Annotated in this window: 18 protein-coding genes; all 18 read right to left on the bottom strand. The window is 46.9% G+C overall.

All coding sequences use genetic code 11. The annotated features are described in order from the left end of the window. Positions 1 to 86: 86 nt before the first annotated feature. Positions 87 to 3,602, bottom strand: a complete 3,516-nt coding sequence (locus OOK74_RS01520) for a DUF6701 domain-containing protein (RefSeq protein ID WP_278182982.1) — start codon at positions 3,600 to 3,602, stop codon at positions 87 to 89. A gap of 8 nt (positions 3,603 to 3,610) precedes the next feature. Next, positions 3,611 to 4,036 (bottom strand): MSHA biogenesis protein MshP, encoded by a 426-nt coding sequence (locus OOK74_RS01515; RefSeq protein WP_278182981.1) that lies wholly within the window; start codon positions 4,034 to 4,036, stop codon positions 3,611 to 3,613. Next, complete coding sequence (locus OOK74_RS01510) at positions 4,026 to 4,730, bottom strand: PilW family protein (protein WP_278182980.1); 705 nt, start codon at positions 4,728 to 4,730, stop codon at positions 4,026 to 4,028. Before OOK74_RS01510 ends, OOK74_RS01515 begins: the two co-directional genes overlap by 11 nt. Then, the gene (locus tag OOK74_RS01505; RefSeq protein ID WP_278182979.1) at positions 4,730 to 5,308 is read right to left on the bottom strand and encodes a type IV pilus modification PilV family protein; all 579 of its coding nucleotides are present in this window, start codon (positions 5,306 to 5,308) and stop codon (positions 4,730 to 4,732) included. The genes OOK74_RS01510 and OOK74_RS01505 overlap by 1 nt, the downstream gene beginning before the upstream one ends. After that, positions 5,305 to 5,793: a type II secretion system protein gene (locus OOK74_RS01500; RefSeq protein WP_278182978.1), complete on the bottom strand. Its 489-nt coding sequence runs from the start codon at positions 5,791 to 5,793 to the stop codon at positions 5,305 to 5,307. Before OOK74_RS01500 ends, OOK74_RS01505 begins: the two co-directional genes overlap by 4 nt. A gap of 69 nt (positions 5,794 to 5,862) precedes the next feature. After that, on the bottom strand, positions 5,863 to 6,306 hold the full coding sequence (locus OOK74_RS01495) for a type II secretion system protein (protein WP_278182977.1): 444 nt from the start codon (positions 6,304 to 6,306) through the stop codon (positions 5,863 to 5,865). A gap of 53 nt (positions 6,307 to 6,359) precedes the next feature. Continuing rightward, positions 6,360 to 6,908, bottom strand: a complete 549-nt coding sequence (locus OOK74_RS01490; protein WP_274723494.1) for a prepilin-type N-terminal cleavage/methylation domain-containing protein — start codon at positions 6,906 to 6,908, stop codon at positions 6,360 to 6,362. 80 nt (positions 6,909 to 6,988) lie between these two features. Beyond that, entirely contained in the window at positions 6,989 to 7,438 is a 450-nt protein-coding gene (locus tag OOK74_RS01485) for an MSHA biogenesis protein MshF (RefSeq protein ID WP_274723495.1), read from the bottom strand. Next, on the bottom strand, positions 7,438 to 8,661 hold the full coding sequence (locus OOK74_RS01480) for a type II secretion system F family protein (protein WP_278182976.1): 1,224 nt from the start codon (positions 8,659 to 8,661) through the stop codon (positions 7,438 to 7,440). Before OOK74_RS01480 ends, OOK74_RS01485 begins: the two co-directional genes overlap by 1 nt. Positions 8,662 to 8,669: 8 nt before the next feature. Beyond that, the gene (gene mshE / locus OOK74_RS01475) at positions 8,670 to 10,397 is read right to left on the bottom strand and encodes an MSHA fimbrial ATPase MshE (RefSeq protein ID WP_278182975.1); all 1,728 of its coding nucleotides are present in this window, start codon (positions 10,395 to 10,397) and stop codon (positions 8,670 to 8,672) included. Further along, positions 10,387 to 11,472 carry a tetratricopeptide repeat protein gene (locus OOK74_RS01470; RefSeq protein WP_278182974.1) on the bottom strand — a complete coding sequence of 362 codons (1,086 nt, stop codon included), beginning with the start codon at positions 11,470 to 11,472 and terminating at the stop codon, positions 10,387 to 10,389. The genes mshE and OOK74_RS01470 overlap by 11 nt, the downstream gene beginning before the upstream one ends. Beyond that, positions 11,469 to 12,314: an ExeA family protein gene (locus tag OOK74_RS01465; protein ID WP_277207133.1), complete on the bottom strand. Its 846-nt coding sequence runs from the start codon at positions 12,312 to 12,314 to the stop codon at positions 11,469 to 11,471. Before OOK74_RS01465 ends, OOK74_RS01470 begins: the two co-directional genes overlap by 4 nt. Positions 12,315 to 12,318: 4 nt before the next feature. Beyond that, a complete protein-coding gene (gene mshL / locus OOK74_RS01460) occupies positions 12,319 to 13,980 on the bottom strand; it encodes a pilus (MSHA type) biogenesis protein MshL (RefSeq protein WP_278182973.1) in 1,662 nt (553 codons plus the stop codon). A gap of 14 nt (positions 13,981 to 13,994) precedes the next feature. Beyond that, positions 13,995 to 14,297 carry an MSHA biogenesis protein MshK gene (locus tag OOK74_RS01455; RefSeq protein ID WP_278183245.1) on the bottom strand — a complete coding sequence of 101 codons (303 nt, stop codon included), beginning with the start codon at positions 14,295 to 14,297 and terminating at the stop codon, positions 13,995 to 13,997. A 7-nt stretch (positions 14,298 to 14,304) separates the two neighbouring features. Further along, the gene (locus tag OOK74_RS01450; protein ID WP_274723501.1) at positions 14,305 to 14,955 is read right to left on the bottom strand and encodes a type IV pilus inner membrane component PilO; all 651 of its coding nucleotides are present in this window, start codon (positions 14,953 to 14,955) and stop codon (positions 14,305 to 14,307) included. Beyond that, positions 14,952 to 16,409, bottom strand: coding sequence for an MSHA biogenesis protein MshI (locus OOK74_RS01445; RefSeq protein ID WP_278182972.1), 1,458 nt, complete (start codon positions 16,407 to 16,409; stop codon positions 14,952 to 14,954). Before OOK74_RS01445 ends, OOK74_RS01450 begins: the two co-directional genes overlap by 4 nt. A gap of 13 nt (positions 16,410 to 16,422) precedes the next feature. Continuing rightward, entirely contained in the window at positions 16,423 to 18,435 is a 2,013-nt protein-coding gene (gene csrD, locus OOK74_RS01440; protein ID WP_274723503.1) for an RNase E specificity factor CsrD, read from the bottom strand. Between the two features lie 124 nt (positions 18,436 to 18,559). Then, positions 18,560 to 19,093 carry a single-stranded DNA-binding protein gene (locus OOK74_RS01435; protein ID WP_274723504.1) on the bottom strand — a complete coding sequence of 178 codons (534 nt, stop codon included), beginning with the start codon at positions 19,091 to 19,093 and terminating at the stop codon, positions 18,560 to 18,562. Between the last annotated feature and the right edge of the window lie 29 nt (positions 19,094 to 19,122).

Raw genomic sequence — 19,122 nt, 5'->3', positions numbered from 1 at the left:
ATCACAGCAAGGCGTTGATCCATAAACATGGAGTGAAACCCGCAATTTCTAACAGATTCCTAACTGGAGTGAGTAAAAATCACCGATTACTGACCACTCAGTCGTGTTTCACCACGGAAAATGATCTTATCGTTACCGCGATGGATCCCAAATGTGACCACTGCCGATGGATCCTCATCGCCACGCGCAAACCAGTTATACTGTAGCCAAGGTTGGGAAGTGTATTGCGTGCCGCAGTTGACTCCCTCTTCTCCCACCTGAGGAGAGCGCTTGTTATCCTCAAGGTTAGTTTGATCATTATCCAGACGCAGCCAAAAACGGATTTGTTCGCGTAACCCTTGAGTATCTTCGGTGGCATGAGGTTCTGCCACTAGCTGCTTACTCTGCCCTTGCGAAACCTTAGTCCATGGTTGCGTATCGGAGCCGCTCAGTTTGGCATTTGACGGGCTACTGGGTGACGGCCACAGCGTTTGTTTACAGATGTAATTATCAAGCGTGGCGTAAACCGATCCAGAATCAGCGAGATTAGTGGTAAATCGACTGCCCTGCCAATATTCGACCCGCAATGGGATAGCAATCTTACTCACCGAGGTACCGCCCACATCATCCATCACCATCCGTCCATAGCGAGCAGGAGGTTGAACAGGAAAGGTAAGCTGACAGCTATTGAGCTGCTGCTCATCAACATAGTTTATACACTCAATCTCTGGTTTACGTTGCTCAATATTCACACGCGCTTCGACCGGATCAACTCCTTCAACTGTTAAACCAAAATGTGTGCGTGTTGATTGTTCATCGAATATTAAAGACTGCGACGGAATATTAAACGGACCATCAACCATAGAGAACTGTTTACCTTCCACCGTTAATTTATCTGATCCAGATTCTGTTAATTGATATTTACGATTAAATACTGCAGCATTCTTATATTCTTTACCCAAAATAACAGACCATTGTGTGGTATCATCAGCATCTTTCAACCATTTACCCGATGCAATATCGACCAGCAATCGACTCGGATATTTTTCATCATCTAACCCATCAATTTGCGCGATAACCTCACTACCAAAATCGGCATAGTTTTTTACCCTGCCGCCGTCTAAAGCATAAGGAACAATAACAAACTGTGCTTTATTATACGGTTGAGATAGATAAGCGATATTATTCTGATCATCAATCCACCACTTCGATTCAGTCAATTTGAAATAAGCCGGATAAAAACGACCAATATTGCGATAGCCTTGATTCACTTTCATGCCAAGATAGGTGCCATCAATATCAGCATTGACCCGCAAAACACCCACCTCACTCCAGCTTAATCCATTAAATGGCACATTCTCTTTTCCGGCGGTATTGAACTGTTCAAGCGTACCCTTCAGCTCACCATCATATCCTCCCTCAGGTTGAGCCACCTGATGAGTGAGTTGCACTTTGGTCTCTAACGATGCCATACCAGAAAAAAAGTTTTGTGTGATGGGAGAGTTACAATATTCTGACGTTTCAATAGCATTGCCACCGGTTAGCGGATCACTCTTATCGCCGGAATTACTCACCCAGCGCAGCGGTCGAAGATGCAGATCAAATGCCGCACCGGCAGCAGCAAAACCGACACTCTCTTGATCAATAATATCGCCATTCATCTCATGACCACTCGGTGAACAAATTGCCAAGGTCCACGGGCGAGCATAAACCTCAAAACTGCCTTTTAGGGTTGTGTTGTCCTCGATTGGGCAATCATCTCCCAACGTTGAGCAATCAAAACTGGCATCTTCCAATGCCACCGTTTTGTGGCCTGAGTCTTCCATCGTCAGTTCACTATTGGCAACCCCTTGAGTAAACACGGGTGTGAAAGTCAGATCTCCCTGCGCCACATCAGATGTCGGGGCAACCCAAGCCGAACTGACTTGCGGCGTGCCACTGTAGTTAACATCCACCACGTCACCATCATCATTGCAAGCCAGTACTTTCACCTCGACCTTTTGCGGTTTATTGGCAATCACATATTGCTCTTCGGTAGCGAATTTATAAGGCACAAAGTGATAAGTACCGGTCACTGAATTGCTGCTCCCTTGCGGATTAAGCGTGCCGCTAATGGTCAGAGTTTGACTGCCTGAGCCTTGGGGAACACGTAAATCTAGCCACAATTCACCCGCTGAGTTGGGAGTGTAGCGACCATCGCTGCCAGAGCCTTTACCGCTCACTGGGGTTAAATTGGCGTTACTAGGGGTGATATCAATGGTGCCAGTAAAGCTTCCGGTCGGTTGATTATTGCTATCGAGCACCTGAAACTGCAGTTGCTGCGGCTGGCAAATTAAGCTGTAATTCACCACAGGAGTCAATTGCAGTTGGTAGTTATTCGGATTCACTTCCGCTTCTGAACAAGCGCTACCTGGATAGTATCTTATTCTACCACTGCCACCCATTTGTATCTGATCGGCAATCACCGAACCAATAATCTCTCCATTTTCTGTTATAGAAATACGTCTACGACTAAAAGCATTGACGCATATATTTGCACTACCTAATATCTCAAAATTAGCCTCAGAACCATTTTTATCATCTAGGGCAAATATTTTTATTCGCTGAATTTCTTTTTTATAGCTTCCAGACAACCTAACTCGATTAGAAACTATTGTCACATCACCTTGATATAAACTTTCATTTTGACCACTACCATTATTGTAATTGTATATATGATATATGCCGTTAGAAAAATACACCTTACTCGCACTATCAGAAAGTGTATATTGTTTCGCTTTAAAGTTTAGACGACTACGCTTTCCATCGAAAAAAACATTAGCGCTATTGCTAATATTTAACTCCATTAAAAAAATAGTCGCATCAGCATGCACTTTTAAAATAGAGCTATTGGTTACAGTTAAACGTTCAAAGCGATTATGGCCTTTTTCTAAATAAAGTTCAGCATTAGAAAATGTGACATCTTTGACTGTTAAACTATTGGCATAAGAAGTGAGTGATATTTTATCTTGAACTGACCATGAGCTAGTGGACATTTGATTAATCTCATAATTTGAACCCTCAGGAAAAATAACCTTTATTGCATTGCCCAACTCAAGATTTTTTATCTTAAAATCACCAATTGGAAAAGTGACAATACCACTACCTCTAATGCTGATCTTATTATAATCACCAGCAACAATAGGCAATTCAAACTCATCAATTATGGATGTAAATTCTCTGTCTATAATAGATGAATTAATCATTGTTATATTTTCAACATCATTAAAATCAACATCAAACTTAGGTATCGTATCGAAATTAATAATGTTATCTACTACATCAGTCTCACATCGGTAACCTGGAGGCTTATTTTCCACATAACCAATATGACAAAACTTTTTCCAAGCATCATTATCAGCAATACTGTTTAGTTTAATTTTAATTTGGTCATCCGAATCCTTATCTTCATCATTGAAACCATAAATCCGCGTATCACCACCTAAGGTTAATATTCCCATCTCCGCATTACGCCAGGTTTGCACTGGGGTATTAAAGGCTCTTTCTAGTGCTGAGAAATCATCGGCGGCATAAGTCACGGGTAACAACAAAAATAGAATTAACCCACCAATCATCCATTTCATTGACATCCTCACTCCTTCACCACCACTTGTTGTGCTCTTTCAACCTGATGCAGTCCTGAGCCACAGCGAACAAGATTTTCGAGTTGAAATAGGCTTTGGTTATCCAGTTCACCTAGCGTTCGACAACTCACCGATACCGAACAGCCGGGATACTCGGCAATCAAGCGATCCATTGCCGTTTGTAGCGCTGCGTTATCGGCACAGTTCGAACTCACCGCCGATGAAGCATTGAGCGGATAAAATTGGGTTAACGCCAACTCATTTAATGAATGGGCGGCAAACCATGCCTGCGTTCCCAGCACATCGCGCGATAAAGCATCCTGATTTGACCACTCAATCCGGCTTAACGCAGCCGCCAGCAAACCCATCACCACAATCACGAAGATCGCCACAATGTACAAATTGCCAGCCTGTTTTTTGATATTACGGGACATTGAGTACCTGCACATCCTGTTCAAAATCACTGCGCTCGCCATTTTGCGCAATACCAAGCGATAAATGCACCACGCCACCGCGCTGTAAGGTTGGGTCTGCGTAACTAAATTGACCAGCAACTACACTATCGGCCACTGGTATGCCATTACGAGTCATCATGTTCGTCGTCAAGTTAAGGCAATAGGCCACCACATCACGGTACAGATAGAAACGCTGACCGACCGATTGACTGGCCAGCGGCTTCGCTAAACTGATTTTGGTTGCACTACCGCTCAGAGTGATCGTCGTATCAGAATCAAATTCGCTGTAATGGGTCGGGTTAATCATCATCTTTAGCCCAGTAAAATCCAACCCAGCACTACCGCCCGTGTGGTTACCAACCACAAACGATAGTTGTTTGCTATCTTTGGCCTCTAAATGATAGAAACCCGAATAAACAATCGGATAAAAACTTAAGCACTGCTGCTGGCTGCTGCTTTGGGTAATGGCAAAGCTATTGGGTACCGCATGGCGCAGTTCACGCGTCATTTTTTCTAGCACAAATTTGGCTTGAGTTTGGATGCGCTGGCGAGCGACCGTATCGGCATAACCTCGGCTGCCCAGCTCAACAAAACCGGCGATGCCAAGCACTAAAATCGAACCGATGATGATGGTTAAGATCATTTCAATCAGGGTAAAACCGCGCGTTGGCATCAATAATTCCCTCGATAAGCGACAAAGGCATACCGACCGTAACGATCGGTATCCACCACCAGCTCAATCCGTTTCAGGTCGGTTATCTGGTTGACCGGCGCAAAGGCCTGATCGACATACGAGACATCGATCAACACGGAAAAATGACGATAGTTAGCGATAATCTCATCACCGAGAATATTGCTCATCGGGTAATGCTGTGTTTGCGAGCCGCAGCGGCTCGCATCATCGGCGTACCAGCAGCCGATATAATCATCCACATCATTAAACTCGGCGGGCGAGCCCTCACCGGCATCACGACCAAGCGTTGCTGAACACAACTTAACAGTAGTGGTATTCGGTTTAGTTTCACCACAACGCCACTCGCCGCCATCAAAATCACTCTGCTGATCAAAGCCCCGTGCCAAAATCTGGCTCATCACGCTTTGACCTAAATGGGCGGCACGCATTTGATAATGTGGCGTGGCAGAACGTTCAACCTGTGGGTATAACAAACTAGTAAGCACCAGCATGGCAAAGCCCATGATCACAATCGCGACTATGCTTTCAATCAAGGTAAAGCCGTTGCTATGTTTCATTGGCACGCCCCTTTGGCGATATAACCTTGCGCGTTAATGCATAACGCGGCCGAGCTGTCTGGTGCACGGAGAGTAATCGTCACTCCCGATGTCGGTGTCGCTGGATCTTGTGGATTGCCTAGCAAATCAAACGCTAAACTTTGATTGATTAAGCTGGGTTGGGTGGTAAAGCTGAGCGGTTCGGCACGCAGCACATCACTACGCCGCTCAGTGCTAGCACTATTGCAGCCCGCGACCGAGCCTAAACAATGACTATGGATCGCCAACACATAATGGCCATTGGCCAGTAGCTCACTGTCGGCCAGATTGGATTGCATGCGACTGACTTGAATTTGGCGAATAATCGAGATCGCCTGCTCTTGGGCAGTAAACGCCGCAAAGCTGCCGACCCCAATCAAGCGGCTGGCAGCATAGGCAGAAAGTACCCCGAGCAGAATAATCACCACCAGCAGTTCAATCAGGGTAAAGGCTTTATAGCGAGTCATAGCTCAAGACATACCGAGGTTTGCGTAAAAATAAAGTCAGCGAAGCTGACTTTATTTTTGCTGCTGTGATTAACAGCCTGTGGCAAATACTTCAGCTTTAGCCGCAGTATCCACTGCAGTACTAGTCGCTTGAGTGTACTGTACATAGCAGTTATCATTGGTACTATCTTTAAAGGTAATAGTGGCACTTCCACCAGAAACACTCATTTTCCAATCAGAATCGAGCCCCACTACCGCATTACCAATACCCGTCGATGTTGCTGCCGGATAACCATACACAATACTAATATTATCAACGCTTTCATTTGAAGCCGTCTCTTTACCATCAATCGCCGCTTTGCCATACACAATCCCGGCTGCGCCATCAATCGCGCCTTTTAAGCCTTGCAGCGATGCTTTACGCGCATCTTGTTGCAAGTTTAGGAAACGGGGCGCGGCAGTCACAGCCAAAATACCCAAAATGACAATCACCACCACCAATTCAATCAGGGTGAAACCACTGTGTTTTTTCATTATTACGCTCTCTCTTTTTAAAGGTGAATATTTCAAGATGAATGCTTAAAGCATTACTGCAAAGTGACGGTCACTCGACCGGTTTTAATTTCATACACAAATTGATGTTGGCTGCCGCGCTCATTTTGCCGATAAGTACAAGTCACGGCACTGGCATCGGCTAGCGCGGCATATTTATAATTAATACTGTCCGCCACTTGCGCCGAGGTTCCTACTTGCGGCGGGTTTTGCAGCAAATTCTCCATCAAATCAATACAGGCTTGATCGGTAATCGTGGTGGGGTAGCTCGAATTATCGGTATTGAGCCCAAGCGGGTAACCATCACGATAGCCGTCAGTGGCTGAACGGGTTAACCAAAATTCCACCCCATCATAGTTAATCGATGGATATTGGTTGACGGTTGGTCGTGCTTTCGCTTCCCATTGCGCACGTGCCGACAGCACCCCAGTTGCAAAACCACCGGCGACTCCTTCAATGCTGGCTTTTTTCGCTTCATCAGTGACATCGAGAAAACGAGGCAAAGCCGCGACAGCCAGTAACCCGACCACCACAATCACGATTACCAACTCCACTAATGAAAAGCCTTGCTGCATTTTCTGCATATTGTTAACTCACTATCAACGTATGGCGTACATTATACGCACCTTTCTAAACAATAAGACCTGGCAATGTAAGAAAAAACCTACATTAAAAGTTTGATGTCGACCGCAAAGTGACGACCGTTCAACTCGACCTCGATGTACTCTCGTTCACCATATTGATAGTGACATCGATAACCATCGGCTAAATCGATTCCGGTTACTCTCGGCCACTGATTGAGCAAGGTGCGCTGCGGATAGAGCAAGCTCAACACAGCTTCACAATCCACCGTTTGCTCTCGCTTGGGGAAAACCCATCCATGCTGGATAACAATTTGATCCTGTTCAATCGGCAATCTATTCGGCCGGCCTTGCAGCAGCCACTGCTGTTTATAAAGATTGGCCCGTTCAATCATCCGTAAGCGGGTAATGTCGATTGCGGTTTGTGCGGTATCGACCCACACCGCGCGCCAAGCCGCCAACAACGCCGTCAATAAAATCAGCAGCAATAGCCACCAAACCACTAAGCGAGCACGCAGAAGGCCATGCTTCATCAGCGACCTTTGATGGCATCCATCATGCCCCACATCGGTAGGAAGATGCCCAGCGCCAACACCAGCACCATGCCTGCGACCAATACCAACAGGATCGGCTCAATTCTTGCGGTCAAGGTTTTGAGGTCATAATCCACTTCGCGATCATAAAAATCGGAGACTTCCAGCAATAGCTGATCGATGCGGCCTGTCTCTTCACCCACCGTGATCATCTGGATCACTAACGGAGTAAAAATATTCGCGTTAATGGCGGTGGCTGAAATCGCAACTCCGGATTCAATCTGGCTTTTCATCTCCAAGATACACTGTTCAAGAAACTTATTATCCATCGCCTCAGCCGACAGGGCTAACGACTGGTTGAGTGGCACGCCAGCGGAGAGCATCAGTGAAAAAGTGCGCGCAAAACGCGATAACTGAGCACGATTAACCAGCTCGCCAACAATTGGCATGCGCAGCCGCATGGAATCCCACTTAATTCGTCCCTCACGAGTATTGACCCACCCGCGAAATACCAAAAACAATCCTGCGATAACAGCTAACAACCAGCCCCAATAATTCACAAAAAAATCGGAAGTGGCGATCAAAATTCGCGTCGCAAGCGGCAGTTCTGCCCCAAAACGACTAAACATACTGGTAAATTGCGGGATCACTTTCACGTTGAGGATAAACATTGCAATCACCACAAAACTAATCACAAATATCGGATAACGCAGCGCAGTTTTGATCCGCTTACGAGTCTCTACCTCTTGCTCGTAATAGTTTGCCAGTTGCAACAAAGCTTGATCTAATCGGCCGGTATTTTCACCAACCTGGATCATGGACACAAACAGCGGACTGAAGATAGCGGAGTGCAACTGCATCGATGCAGAAAGATTCCGACCATTGGTCAACTCATGGCACACCGATTCCAGCGCCTGCTTAAGCTGTTTATTATGGCAGTGCTGAGTTAAACCATGCATTGAACGCAGCAACGGCACTCCAGCCTTGGTTAAGCTGTACATTTGTCGACAAAACATCACCAATACTTCTAACGGCACCGCTGGTGTCAGCCACACTTGCCAATTGACATTCAAACCACGTTTGGCCGCTTGAGCAGTAATCGAAGTAGGGACGATGCCTTTATTCAGCAATATGTCCGCAGCCAAATCTTCACTGGCAGCTTCCAGCAATCCAGCCGCTTTACTGCCATTGGTATCACGTCCTTGGTAATAGAAAGTCGTCATGCCAGCTCCTACAGATATAGCGGTTCAATCAAGCCTGAAGAGTCACCTTCACCCAGCGACATCACTTCATCCAAGCTGACCGTACCTTGCAGCGCCAATTCCATTGCCGAGGCCAGCAGCGGTTTATAATTGGCATTGCTGCGTGCCGTATGAGAAAACGCCACCGCATCATTGGCGCGTAAGCAATCCATCATCGGCTGATCCAGTTCGAGCATTTCAAATACCCCGATCCGACCGCGATAACCGGTTAAATTACAGTTTTGGCAACCACGACCACGCATAAAGTTGGCATTGACTTGATTAGGAAAGCGGCTCACCAGCCATTGACGATGTGCCTCATCGACCTCATCTGGCCGACTGCAATCTGGGCAAATTCGGCGCACCAAACGCTGAGCAATCACTGCGCGCACCGCACTGGCAACCAAATAACCAGGCGCGCCCATATCAAGTAGGCGCAGTGCACTATCGACCGCATCATTGGTGTGTAAGGTACTTAACACTAAGTGGCCAGTTAATGCGGCACGTAAACCTATTTCCACCGTTTCTTGATCGCGCATCTCGCCGACCAAAATAATATCGGGGTCTTGGCGCAGGAAAGTGCGTAATAAGCTTGAGAAATCGAGGTTAATTTTCGGGTTCACCTGCACTTGGTTAACCCGTGCAATGCGATATTCGACCGGATCTTCGGCGGTAATGATTTTTTTGCCCGCGGTGTTCAGCTCACTCAAAGCACCATATAAGGTAGTAGTTTTTCCTGACCCCGTCGGCCCGGTCACCAAAATCATTCCATGCGGTCGCTTAAGCTGTTGACGAAGACGCAGCAACAGATGTGCAGGAATGCCGGACTCTTCTAGCTTACGTACCCCAGCCGATTGATTGAGTAGGCGCATCACCACCGATTCGCCATGTTGGATCGGCATGGTGGACATCCGAATATCGACCGCTTGCCCCTTAACTCGCAGATGAAAGCGTCCATCTTGTGGCAAACGTTTCTCTGAAATATCTAAGTTAGCCATCAGCTTTAAGCGCAGCACTAATGCCGAGGCAATATTGACCTCATGCAGCAAGGTTTCATGCAAAATACCATCAATCCGCTGCCGTAAACGCAGTACATTGGCATCCGGTTCAATATGGATATCTGATGCGCCAACTTGAATCGCATCTTCAAAGAGCGAGTTGATCAGCTTGACCACTGTCACTTCATCGCTATCTGCATCGGTGATTTCAAAATCAAAACTATCGTTAGTTTGGTGCTCAGCATGTAACTGCTCAGCAAATGACATAATCTCTTTGGTGCGCCGATAAAAACGGTCAAACCCCTCAACCAACTGTTTTTCAGGAGCGATCACAAACTCAAAACGATACTCAGGCAATTGGTTGAGCAGTGCTTCTTGCGCAAACAAATCCGCCGGATCGCTCATCGCAATACGCAAAGTGTCACCTTGACGACCAATCACCAGTGCGCGTAAACGGCGCGCATGCACTTCAGGCAGTAGTGGCACCGCATCAATATCAACACTGGCTCGGCTTAAATCAATCACCGGTAAATCGAGTTGCTGCGCCAAAAAGTTCAGCAGTTGGCTTTCGGTTAAAAAACCAAGCGCAATCAAATTGTCACCCAAACGACGTCCAGTGCTTTTTTGCGCACTCAACGCTTGTTCAAGCTGCGCTTCACTGATAATCCCCTCGTCAACCAATAAGTCGCCAAGCCGTTTACGCAATTTATTAATGGGCACTGGGCATCTCCTCGGCACGACTTAGTTGCTGCAAACGCTGATGAATAAATGTATGAGATTGGCTAGACAGGCCGACTTTATTAAGCGCTTGTTGATAGGCATACTGCGCTGCAGCCCACTGCTGGGTTCGCTCTTGCTGTATCGCTAAACCGAGCCACCAACGCCCATTATTAGGATCTTGTTCGGTCAACTTTTGGTAGCTTTGTAATGCCATGTGATTTTGTTTAGTTTTCTGCGCTAATCCAGCACGCAGGGCTAAATATTCGACCGATGGCTGAGAGGGTAAATAGGCCAACGGCACTAATGCAGCCGCCTCCTGCTTTTCTCTGCTCAGCCACTTAGCCAAGGCTAAACGCAGCATTTCACCATCAGGGTTACGTTCAATGCCCGCTTGCAGCAGATCAAACGCTTTGCGCCCATCGCCTTTGCCATAATACAACGCCGCCAATTTTTGCCGCGTGGTTTCATCATTTGGGGTATAACGCAGCGCTTGTGCATAAGCGTTAACGGCGGCTTGAAAGTCCTGATTCGCTAACGCTTTTTGCGCACGTTGCACCTGTTGTTCGGCCAATTGCTCAGCGGTCAGTGCCACTTGTTGTACGATCATTACCGGTTTGGTCACCACAGCAACTGAAGACGCCTCCACAGTAGGCGGTGCAGTATTCGCGGCCAATTGCACCGAGGGTTGGCTATTCTTCACCTTAGCTGGCGATGTTTGCACCACGTCGAGCGCAGGCAAGGGCTGCGATTCAACTGGTGGCAACAGCTCAGGCGGATTAACTACACTGGAGTTGAGGACCGGCGCGTTATAAAGAGCCACCACTTGCTGAGTGGTCTTTTGCGTAGGAGAAGGCCTCGCTTGTGGCACCGGCAGATCAAGTGAAGTCGCCATCAGATCTGGAGATTGCCATGAAACTGACCAGCCACCGAGTGCCAAACTAACGCTAAAACCTGCCAGCACCCATAACCAAGCCGGGCGAGCTTTGCGTTGCTCGACCTTGATCCGCTCGATATTATCCAGACCTAACTTGCTATGCTTAACACTTTGCGCCAAGGCTTGATTGACCACACTCATGGTTGACTCCATCCCCACAAGACTGGGGTCTTAAATCTCGGTTTACAACTGTCATAGGTATCATCGATCGCCGCCAATAAATGGTGCCGCTTAACTCTTGGACTTAATTCATACCAAGCCAGTAATAAAGCTTTATGACAAATTTGATTGATCAAGCGCGGAATACCTTGTGATGCATGCCAAACGGCTTTTTTCAGCGCGACACTAAACAGAGAGCAAGGTGCTTGAGCTTTACTTAAACGACTCTCGATATAAATGATCGTCTCGGCTTGGGTCAATGGTCGCAACTGAACATTAAACGTGATCCGCTGACGAAATTGACGCAAATGGTGCTGAGCCAAACGCGTATCTAGCTCCGGCTGTCCGATCAAAATAATCTGTAATAATTTGGCCTGCTCAGTCTCTAAATTACCAAATAGCCGCAGTGTTTCTAACGCCTCATCCGATAACGCCTGAGCTTCATCAACTAGTGCCACAATTCGTTTCCCCTGCTGGTGTAACTCAATCAAGCGGGTTTGAATTTGCTCAACCATTTGTGCGTTCGGCGACAGCTCCAACTGTAATTCGGCCGCCACCGCTTGCTGCAGCGCAATCGCATCCAGCATTGGATTAGGCAGATAAATCAGTGCCACATCAGCCCCTAAGTGTGTCAGTAACATTCGACATACCATGGTTTTGCCCGTACCAACTTCTCCGGTTAACTTAGTGACCCCCTCCCCCATAGTGATCGCAGCACTGAGGACTTGAATTGCTTCAAAATGTGGGGCTAACCCCAAAAACAGCTGCGTATCAGGAGTGAGATGAAACGGAAAACGTTCAAGATTAAAGTGTTTTAAATACATAATGTTACTGGTTATCTGGGAACCATTCCTGTAACAAACTGCGTGAACGTTCTAACTCTTTTTGCCACGTGTTGACCCCAACTACCGTCGGTTTAAGCAAAATCACCAATTCGGTCTTTTGAGTTTGCTTCGAGGTATTACGAAACAGATGACCTAAGCCAGGCACATCACCGAAAAATGGTACTTTAGAAACACGATCTAGAGTGTGCGACTTCATCAAGCCACCGATCACTACCACATCACCGTCTTTCGCACGGATCACCGAGTCCGATTCACGGATCGAACTTTTGGCTAACGGCAATTCAATTTGCTGGTTGTTATAAGTAATACGTTTGGTCTGCTGTTCTACTTCAATCACCGCAGGATGGACATGCAGCAACACATTGCCGCTATCATCAATTTGTGGCGTGACATCCAATGAAATACCCGAGAAAAATGGCGTCAAAGTAATATCCGGAGAAGCTTGAGCATTATCACCACTGCCCACCACGCTAGATAAGTCGGTCACGTAATATTCGTCAGTACCGACTTTGATCACCGCTTTTTGGTTATTTGCCGCGGTTACGCGTGGGCTAGAAAGTACATTCAAATCACCTTGAGTACCCATAAAGCTGATCACCGCATCAAAACTACCACTAGAGACCACCACATTGGACTGCCCGCCCAGTAAAGTGCCAATAGTATCTAAACCGGGTAGCACCGAAGTGATCGGATTACCATTACTGTCTTGCGTAATCGTACCACTGCCAATTTGGTAATTGGTGCCATTAGAAGAGAATGCTTTACTCCAGTTGATCCCCTGTTGATAACCATCACTAAGTGTGACTTCCAAAATTTTCGCTTCTAGAATCACTTGGCGCTGCATACGCTGCTGAGCGATACCTAAAAACTCGGTAACTTGACGAATTTCATCAGGATAGGCGCGCAAAGTGATCACTCCAGCCTGTGGATTCGCAATCACCGTTTGTCCGGCTTGACGCCCCAACAACTGACCAACCGCTTGCTCTAGCTGAGGCCAAAAATCACTTTCATTGGTCGTTTCAATTTCAGTGCCGCCACGCGCATCGGTTCGGCTTGAATTTGAGTTTCTTGAATAACTATCCGAGTAACGGCTGTTCGAAGAGTTGGAATCTGAACTATTGGTGTCGGTATTGGTGGTCGTTCCAGTCGTGATCGCAGTGAGTGAGCGGCCAGTACGTTTAAATTGCAGATAATCAACCGGCAGGGTCACGGTACGAAGCCCTGCCGGATAAACTTGGATCACCTTGCCTTGTTTAATCACATCAAAGCCATACAAATCACGCATGACAGCGAGCACTTCATCTAAGGTGACATCACTAAGATTGAGGGTAATTCGCCCGGTGACCGCTGGATGGATCGCGGCGCTGTATTCAGTGCCCTGAATCAAGCTGGTAAAAAAGGCTTTCGCTTCCACTTCTTTGGCTTGGATCCGAAAGCGCGATAAGGTTCTCGGAGGCAAAGCGGCGATTGAATCGATATTGGGCATCAGATCCGCTTCGACTGACGCAGGTAATTGGTCAATCTGACGGCTGCTGGTTTCGTTAATAGCTTGGTTTAGTGCTTGCTTCGCTTCAATAGGATCGCGATGTCCCATCGAACATCCCATCAACGAGGTCACCACTGCAGCAAGTACGATTTTACGCATAAGACTTTCTTACCTTATTGTTTTATATCGAGAGCGAAGAGCGCTAATTGCCAAGCCTTCCCTTCTCGGGTGAGTTTGACTTGATTGGGTTGGATGGCCGCTACCCGATAACCATTCAAGACATCCCCTTGAGCTACCACCTGTTGCTCAAGAATTGCGTAGCAACTTTTTCCTTCAGTACAGACAATACTTTGCAGACTTGGTACTCGATAACGCGGTGTTAGTGCATCTCCTTTGCTCGACGTCTGCCAACCAAGTGGTGCAGTGGGATCTTGGCTGGCATAACTCTGACTCACCACGATTAACGCCAATAACATTACATATTTAACCACCAATAAACTCCTCTCGACTCCCCAAGGTATAGACTTCGAGGATCATCCTGGCTTGTGGATAGCGTTCAACTTGATAGTGAAAACGGCGCCAATAATATTTGACTGGCAAAGCTTCCAAAGCTTGTAAATAATCACGGATCGCAAAATAAGATCCGGTCAACTCCATGCGCACCGGATGCAGATAGTAGTCTGATTTGACACTGGGATCGCTAGAACGAACGATCGGTTCAGCTGGTAACGATTCTAAAGCGATCAATTTAAGCGCTTGGCTTTGCCTAAGCACATTATCCAATAAATTCGGCATCTCGGACGGCGCCACCATAGCGGTCATTTGCTCGGCAAGTTGCAAAGCCAGATCTTGACTTTGCCGCGTCAGCTGGGCTAATTCCAGATCCAAATTGTGATCTGGATTACGCGCCAATTTGGCTTGCAGTATCGTCATTTCATTTTGCAGTTGCTGGTTATTGGTGAGTAAATTTTGCATCTGCAATTGGTGTGCTTGTCCCTGCTTTAAAGCCGGTTCAATCAATCCAATCAGCCATACCACCACCAACAACACCGTACCACATAGCGCGATCAAGCCTTTTTCGCGTAGTGAAAGAGCTGAAAACTGGCGCACCACGGTTTGCCAATAAGACATCATTTACGCTCCCCGCGCTGAGAATTAAGTTCAAAGGTGATGATATCCTGCTCATTGCGGCCAATTTTCAATTGTTCAAAGCTGCGTCCTAACAAGGTTACCTCTTGTTTAAACTGATTGATCCAATTAGGGATCGCCGCAGGATCGCGCGCTAATCCTTGCACATTAAGCTGCACAGCATCCAACACAATCCGGTTTAAAGAGATATCACGCCGAGCCAATTGCGCTAACGAATTTAATACTCCGCTGTAACCAGCTTGCTGGGTCACATCAAATTGCGCCATCGCTTGTTGCACTTGCTGTTGGGCGGTGATTTGTTTTTTGAGCCGTTCAATCGCCGCTAATTTCACCGGCGAAGGAAGATGGGCTGCAGCTTGCTGACGCAAGGTCACTGCTTGCTCCGTCAACGATTGATTTAGCTGCAACAATGCTTGTGCTTGTTGGCGAGCTAGCGCATTTTGGTATTCAATACCGGCATAACCAAATAAGCACAGCGTGCTGACCGCCAACCAAACCAGTAATAGGTTGGTTAAGCTAAATTGGTCTCGTTTAGGTTTGAGATGCGATTGATAAAAATTGATCGATTCTTGCGATACATGACGTACATAACGCGCTAACTGCTCGCCGCATAAAGCGGCATCACCTGCCAGCCCCGAAGCCCTAACGCTTAACCGTTCATTCAGTCCTGCGAGTAAGGCTTGGCTATCTTCGCCATCGCAGCACACTTTGAGCTGCTGTAAAGCACCGCCTTTAAATTGCGCCGACAGATAATCAATCGAGCGTTGTAATTCGAGCGCCAAACTATCTAATTGCAAAGCGCTGGCCGCGTTATCGGTAACTGGTGCACTAATTCCACGCAAAGTACGCTGGAAGCTGCATTGTCGATCAATAAAAGCATCCAGCTTAAAACTGCCACCTAAGCTTCGATGCAGTAATAAAAAATGGCTAAGCTCGCCACCCGTTAAACCCCAAATGGCTTGCTCGGGAATGATTTTGCCGAGCGTTAAGCCCGCGGCTAGCGCCATGCTTTGTAATTCCAGAATGACGCGCTTATTGATCACATAAGCCTGTACTTTACCGCTATCAGGCAATAGATGCGCATCGGCCACCACCTCAGTCACTTTTTCACTGAGCATGTCTTTAAGCAAGAATGGCAATGCCGCAGACCACTCTTCACGAGGTAGATTGGGCTGATCGATTTGATAAGTTTGATAAAGCTGTGAATGAAGCACCAGATGTATTTGCACATCATGAATCGCATGCTGCTGTAAAGTTTGCACTAGCACCGATTGCCAATTTTGCTGGTTTAACGGCTGAGCAGGGATCGGCGGCAGATCATCGGCGGTAAAAAATAAACTTTCTGGCTGTACCATGACGTACAGTTGCTGAGCAGTCGTTTTTGCAGTAAATAATTTTCCTATCCAACCTAATGGGTTGGTCCAGCTTGGTATTTTCATTCTCCAGCCACTGTTATTTGATTCGCCATCGATTACGTTTACTGACGGGAGTCAAAGAGATCGCAGGAGAGCATTTGGCTGGCTCTGTCGATGGAAGCGGCAACATCTGACGCTCTTCATCAAATAGTCGTCCCTGCACACCTTTCACTCCTAACATCTGTAAAGATTGCCACTCCTGTGGTGTTTCAACCCCTACCGCGATCACCTCCGTTTGTGTTCCACTACACACGCCAACCAAACTGCGTATAAACAGTTGATTCTCGTAACGTTGGTCTATTTTTTTAATCAAACTGCGATGCAGTTTAAGATAATTAATTTTTAGCTCTTTGATGTAGTGTGTGCTAACAATGGTTCTGCCCGCTTGCCCAACCACTACCTGACAACCTAACCCAGTTAACATGCGCACAATCGGGCGCATATAATCCAAATGCTTAATTAGGTGCGCTTCAGAAAACTCAAATGAGAGCCGCGAACGCAAAGAAAATGGCATTTGCATCAGTTCATTAGTTATCCAGCGAGCATATCTTCTATTGCTAAATGGAACAACGTGTAAATTAATGGATAGAGGATCACAGTTCTCAGTTTGCTTAATAAAATGCACTACGCTGCATAAAACTGCGCGATCCAACATCGCCTCATAACCGACCGTTTCTAACGCCGAACTAAAACGAGAAGCTTTCAGAATGCCATGTTGTGGATCTTGAATACGGGCAAACAATTCGTAATGCACCAACTCACGTTCGCTATTAGCCGCAGTGAGATAACAGGCCTGACGATATAATAAAATTGCATCAGGCTGCAGCGCTTGCTCAAACAGAGTACGCCACCGCACACTGCCGCGACTTTCTGGTAACTGCTGCGGTTTTTGAAAACGACTCCATGCATTAACCCCCTGTAATTGGGCACTTTTAAGCGAGGTCTCCATCTCATCAATGATCCGCCCACGCCGCTCCCCTTCATGGTACATGGTCACACCAATATGGAACCAATTGTCTTCACTGAGCGGCTCTGGTGGCACAAGACGCTCGATCAATTTGACGGCTTGAGAAGCAACCTGCGCCACCTCTTTACTCCCTTGATGAGGAATAAACAGCGCGAATACATCATCGTAATAACGAGATAAAATCGCATCTGGGTAGCGCTGTACGATATTAGACAAACACTGACCGACTTCTACGATCAGCTCATCGACTGACAATTTCGAACTATCTTCGCGTGCCGACTCTAGATCGTCGAGCCGCAGCATCATCACTCCACCATGCGCGCCACTCTCTAGCAAAGCGGATTCCAGTTTGCTGTCATACAACACTCGATTCGCGGTGCCGGTTAATTGATCTAAAAAAGTTTGGCTGCGAATGAAAGTATCAAAGCGGCTACGCTCTTGACGAGCATCCTGCAACTCTTCAATCAAGCGGTCGATCGCTTCGCTAGCGGTATAAGGCCATTCTCGAGGATCACCTTTTGCATGCTGCTCAACCCGTCCAGCTAAAATCATTCGCCCACGCTCTTCTAAAAGCTCGGAGCCGAATAGTTGTTCTTTTAACCACTTAACCCCTCGCTGTAGGAACAATATAATCAACAAGATGGCAAGTGAAGTCGACCACATCGCTTGTGGAGAGTCTGCATAACTGAGATAGGGGGGAATAGCCTTAAAATGTGCTACATAAGCGGGGTGGCGTTTGAGTGGCAGCGTAACTAGAGATACACGAGTGCTGTCAATACTGGCATCTGCATCGTTAAAACGATACACAACCGTGGTTTGAGAACTAAGTTGCATTTCAATAATGCCACTGGCTTGCAGCATCTTCGGCATCCAATGTGGCATAGCGTGTAGCGCATCAGGATCATCCAGCTCTTTATCGACGACCTCAACAATACCCTGCAGATAGTGATTGAGATATTCCTGACCGAGGCGCTGAAAAGATAATATCCCGCCAATAAAAAGGATAAACATGGCGCTGATCACCGTCATGGTCACAAACGCGACGAGCCGAGTACTCAATTTTAATGTCGGTGTATACCTCATTTCGTACTATGTTCCTTGTGCGCTGCAACTGGGAGTCCAGTCCCAAGCTATTTATATTACAACCAATTGAGATAACTATATAAAAAAGCCGCGAAATTCGCGGCTTTTTTCGTCAATCACACCCCTAGAATGGGATGTCATCATCAAAATCGATCGGGGGCTCATTATATTGCGGCTGAGCATATTGTTGCGGCGCAGGTTGCTGGATCGGTTGAGACTGTTTAACCGGCTGCTGTGGTTGCCCCCAGTTACCTTGCTGCGCAGGAGGATTCATACCACCTTGGGCTGGCATACCGCCTTGTTGTGCACGGCCACCAAGCATCTGCATGATCCCGTTATAGCCTTGCACCACGATATCGGTAGAGTAACGATCTTGACCATTCTGATCTTGCCATTTACGCGTTTGCAATTGACCTTCAATATAAACTTGAGAGCCTTTACGCAAATATTCACCTGCAACTTCTGCCAATTTTCCATACAGCGTCACACGGTGCCATTCGGTTTTTTCCTTCTGTTCACCGGTCGTTTTATCACGCCAGCTTTCAGAAGTCGCAATGGTAATATTCGCTACCGCGCCACCACTTGGCATATAACGCACTTCAGGATCTTGGCCTAAGTTACCAATCAAAATTACTTTGTTCACGCCACGGCTTGCCATGTTTTGCTCCGTAATCAGGTCATATCTAT

Source organism: Vibrio misgurnus, from assembly GCF_029635775.1.
Taxonomy (GTDB): domain Bacteria; phylum Pseudomonadota; class Gammaproteobacteria; order Enterobacterales; family Vibrionaceae; genus Vibrio; species Vibrio chanodichtyis.
The sequence above is the reverse complement of the archived record's forward strand: the minus strand, read 5'-3'. Positions and strand labels throughout refer to the sequence as shown.

Excerpts from the sequence above, each read along its gene's own strand:
- OOK74_RS01485 (WP_274723495.1), bottom strand. The coding sequence starts at position 7,438 with ATGAAGCATGGCCTTCTGCGTGCTCGCTTAGTGGTTTGGTGGCTATTG.
- OOK74_RS01465 (WP_277207133.1), bottom strand. The coding sequence starts at position 12,314 with ATGTATTTAAAACACTTTAATCTTGAACGTTTTCCGTTTCATCTCACT.
- OOK74_RS01445 (WP_278182972.1), bottom strand. The coding sequence starts at position 16,409 with ATGAAAATACCAAGCTGGACCAACCCATTAGGTTGGATAGGAAAATTA.
- OOK74_RS01520 (WP_278182982.1), bottom strand. The coding sequence starts at position 3,602 with ATGAAATGGATGATTGGTGGGTTAATTCTATTTTTGTTGTTACCCGTG.
- OOK74_RS01510 (WP_278182980.1), bottom strand. The coding sequence starts at position 4,730 with ATGCCAACGCGCGGTTTTACCCTGATTGAAATGATCTTAACCATCATC.
- OOK74_RS01455 (WP_278183245.1), bottom strand. The coding sequence starts at position 14,297 with ATGTTATTGGCGTTAATCGTGGTGAGTCAGAGTTATGCCAGCCAAGAT.
- OOK74_RS01490 (WP_274723494.1), bottom strand. The coding sequence starts at position 6,908 with ATGCAGAAAATGCAGCAAGGCTTTTCATTAGTGGAGTTGGTAATCGTG.
- OOK74_RS01515 (WP_278182981.1), bottom strand. The coding sequence starts at position 4,036 with ATGTCCCGTAATATCAAAAAACAGGCTGGCAATTTGTACATTGTGGCG.
- mshL (WP_278182973.1), bottom strand. The coding sequence starts at position 13,980 with ATGCGTAAAATCGTACTTGCTGCAGTGGTGACCTCGTTGATGGGATGT.
- OOK74_RS01435 (WP_274723504.1), bottom strand. The coding sequence starts at position 19,093 with ATGGCAAGCCGTGGCGTGAACAAAGTAATTTTGATTGGTAACTTAGGC.
- OOK74_RS01495 (WP_278182977.1), bottom strand. The coding sequence starts at position 6,306 with ATGAAAAAACACAGTGGTTTCACCCTGATTGAATTGGTGGTGGTGATT.
- csrD (WP_274723503.1), bottom strand. The coding sequence starts at position 18,435 with ATGAGGTATACACCGACATTAAAATTGAGTACTCGGCTCGTCGCGTTT.
- OOK74_RS01500 (WP_278182978.1), bottom strand. The coding sequence starts at position 5,793 with ATGACTCGCTATAAAGCCTTTACCCTGATTGAACTGCTGGTGGTGATT.
- OOK74_RS01450 (WP_274723501.1), bottom strand. The coding sequence starts at position 14,955 with ATGATGTCTTATTGGCAAACCGTGGTGCGCCAGTTTTCAGCTCTTTCA.
- OOK74_RS01505 (WP_278182979.1), bottom strand. The coding sequence starts at position 5,308 with ATGAAACATAGCAACGGCTTTACCTTGATTGAAAGCATAGTCGCGATT.
- OOK74_RS01480 (WP_278182976.1), bottom strand. The coding sequence starts at position 8,661 with ATGACGACTTTCTATTACCAAGGACGTGATACCAATGGCAGTAAAGCG.
- OOK74_RS01470 (WP_278182974.1), bottom strand. The coding sequence starts at position 11,472 with ATGAGTGTGGTCAATCAAGCCTTGGCGCAAAGTGTTAAGCATAGCAAG.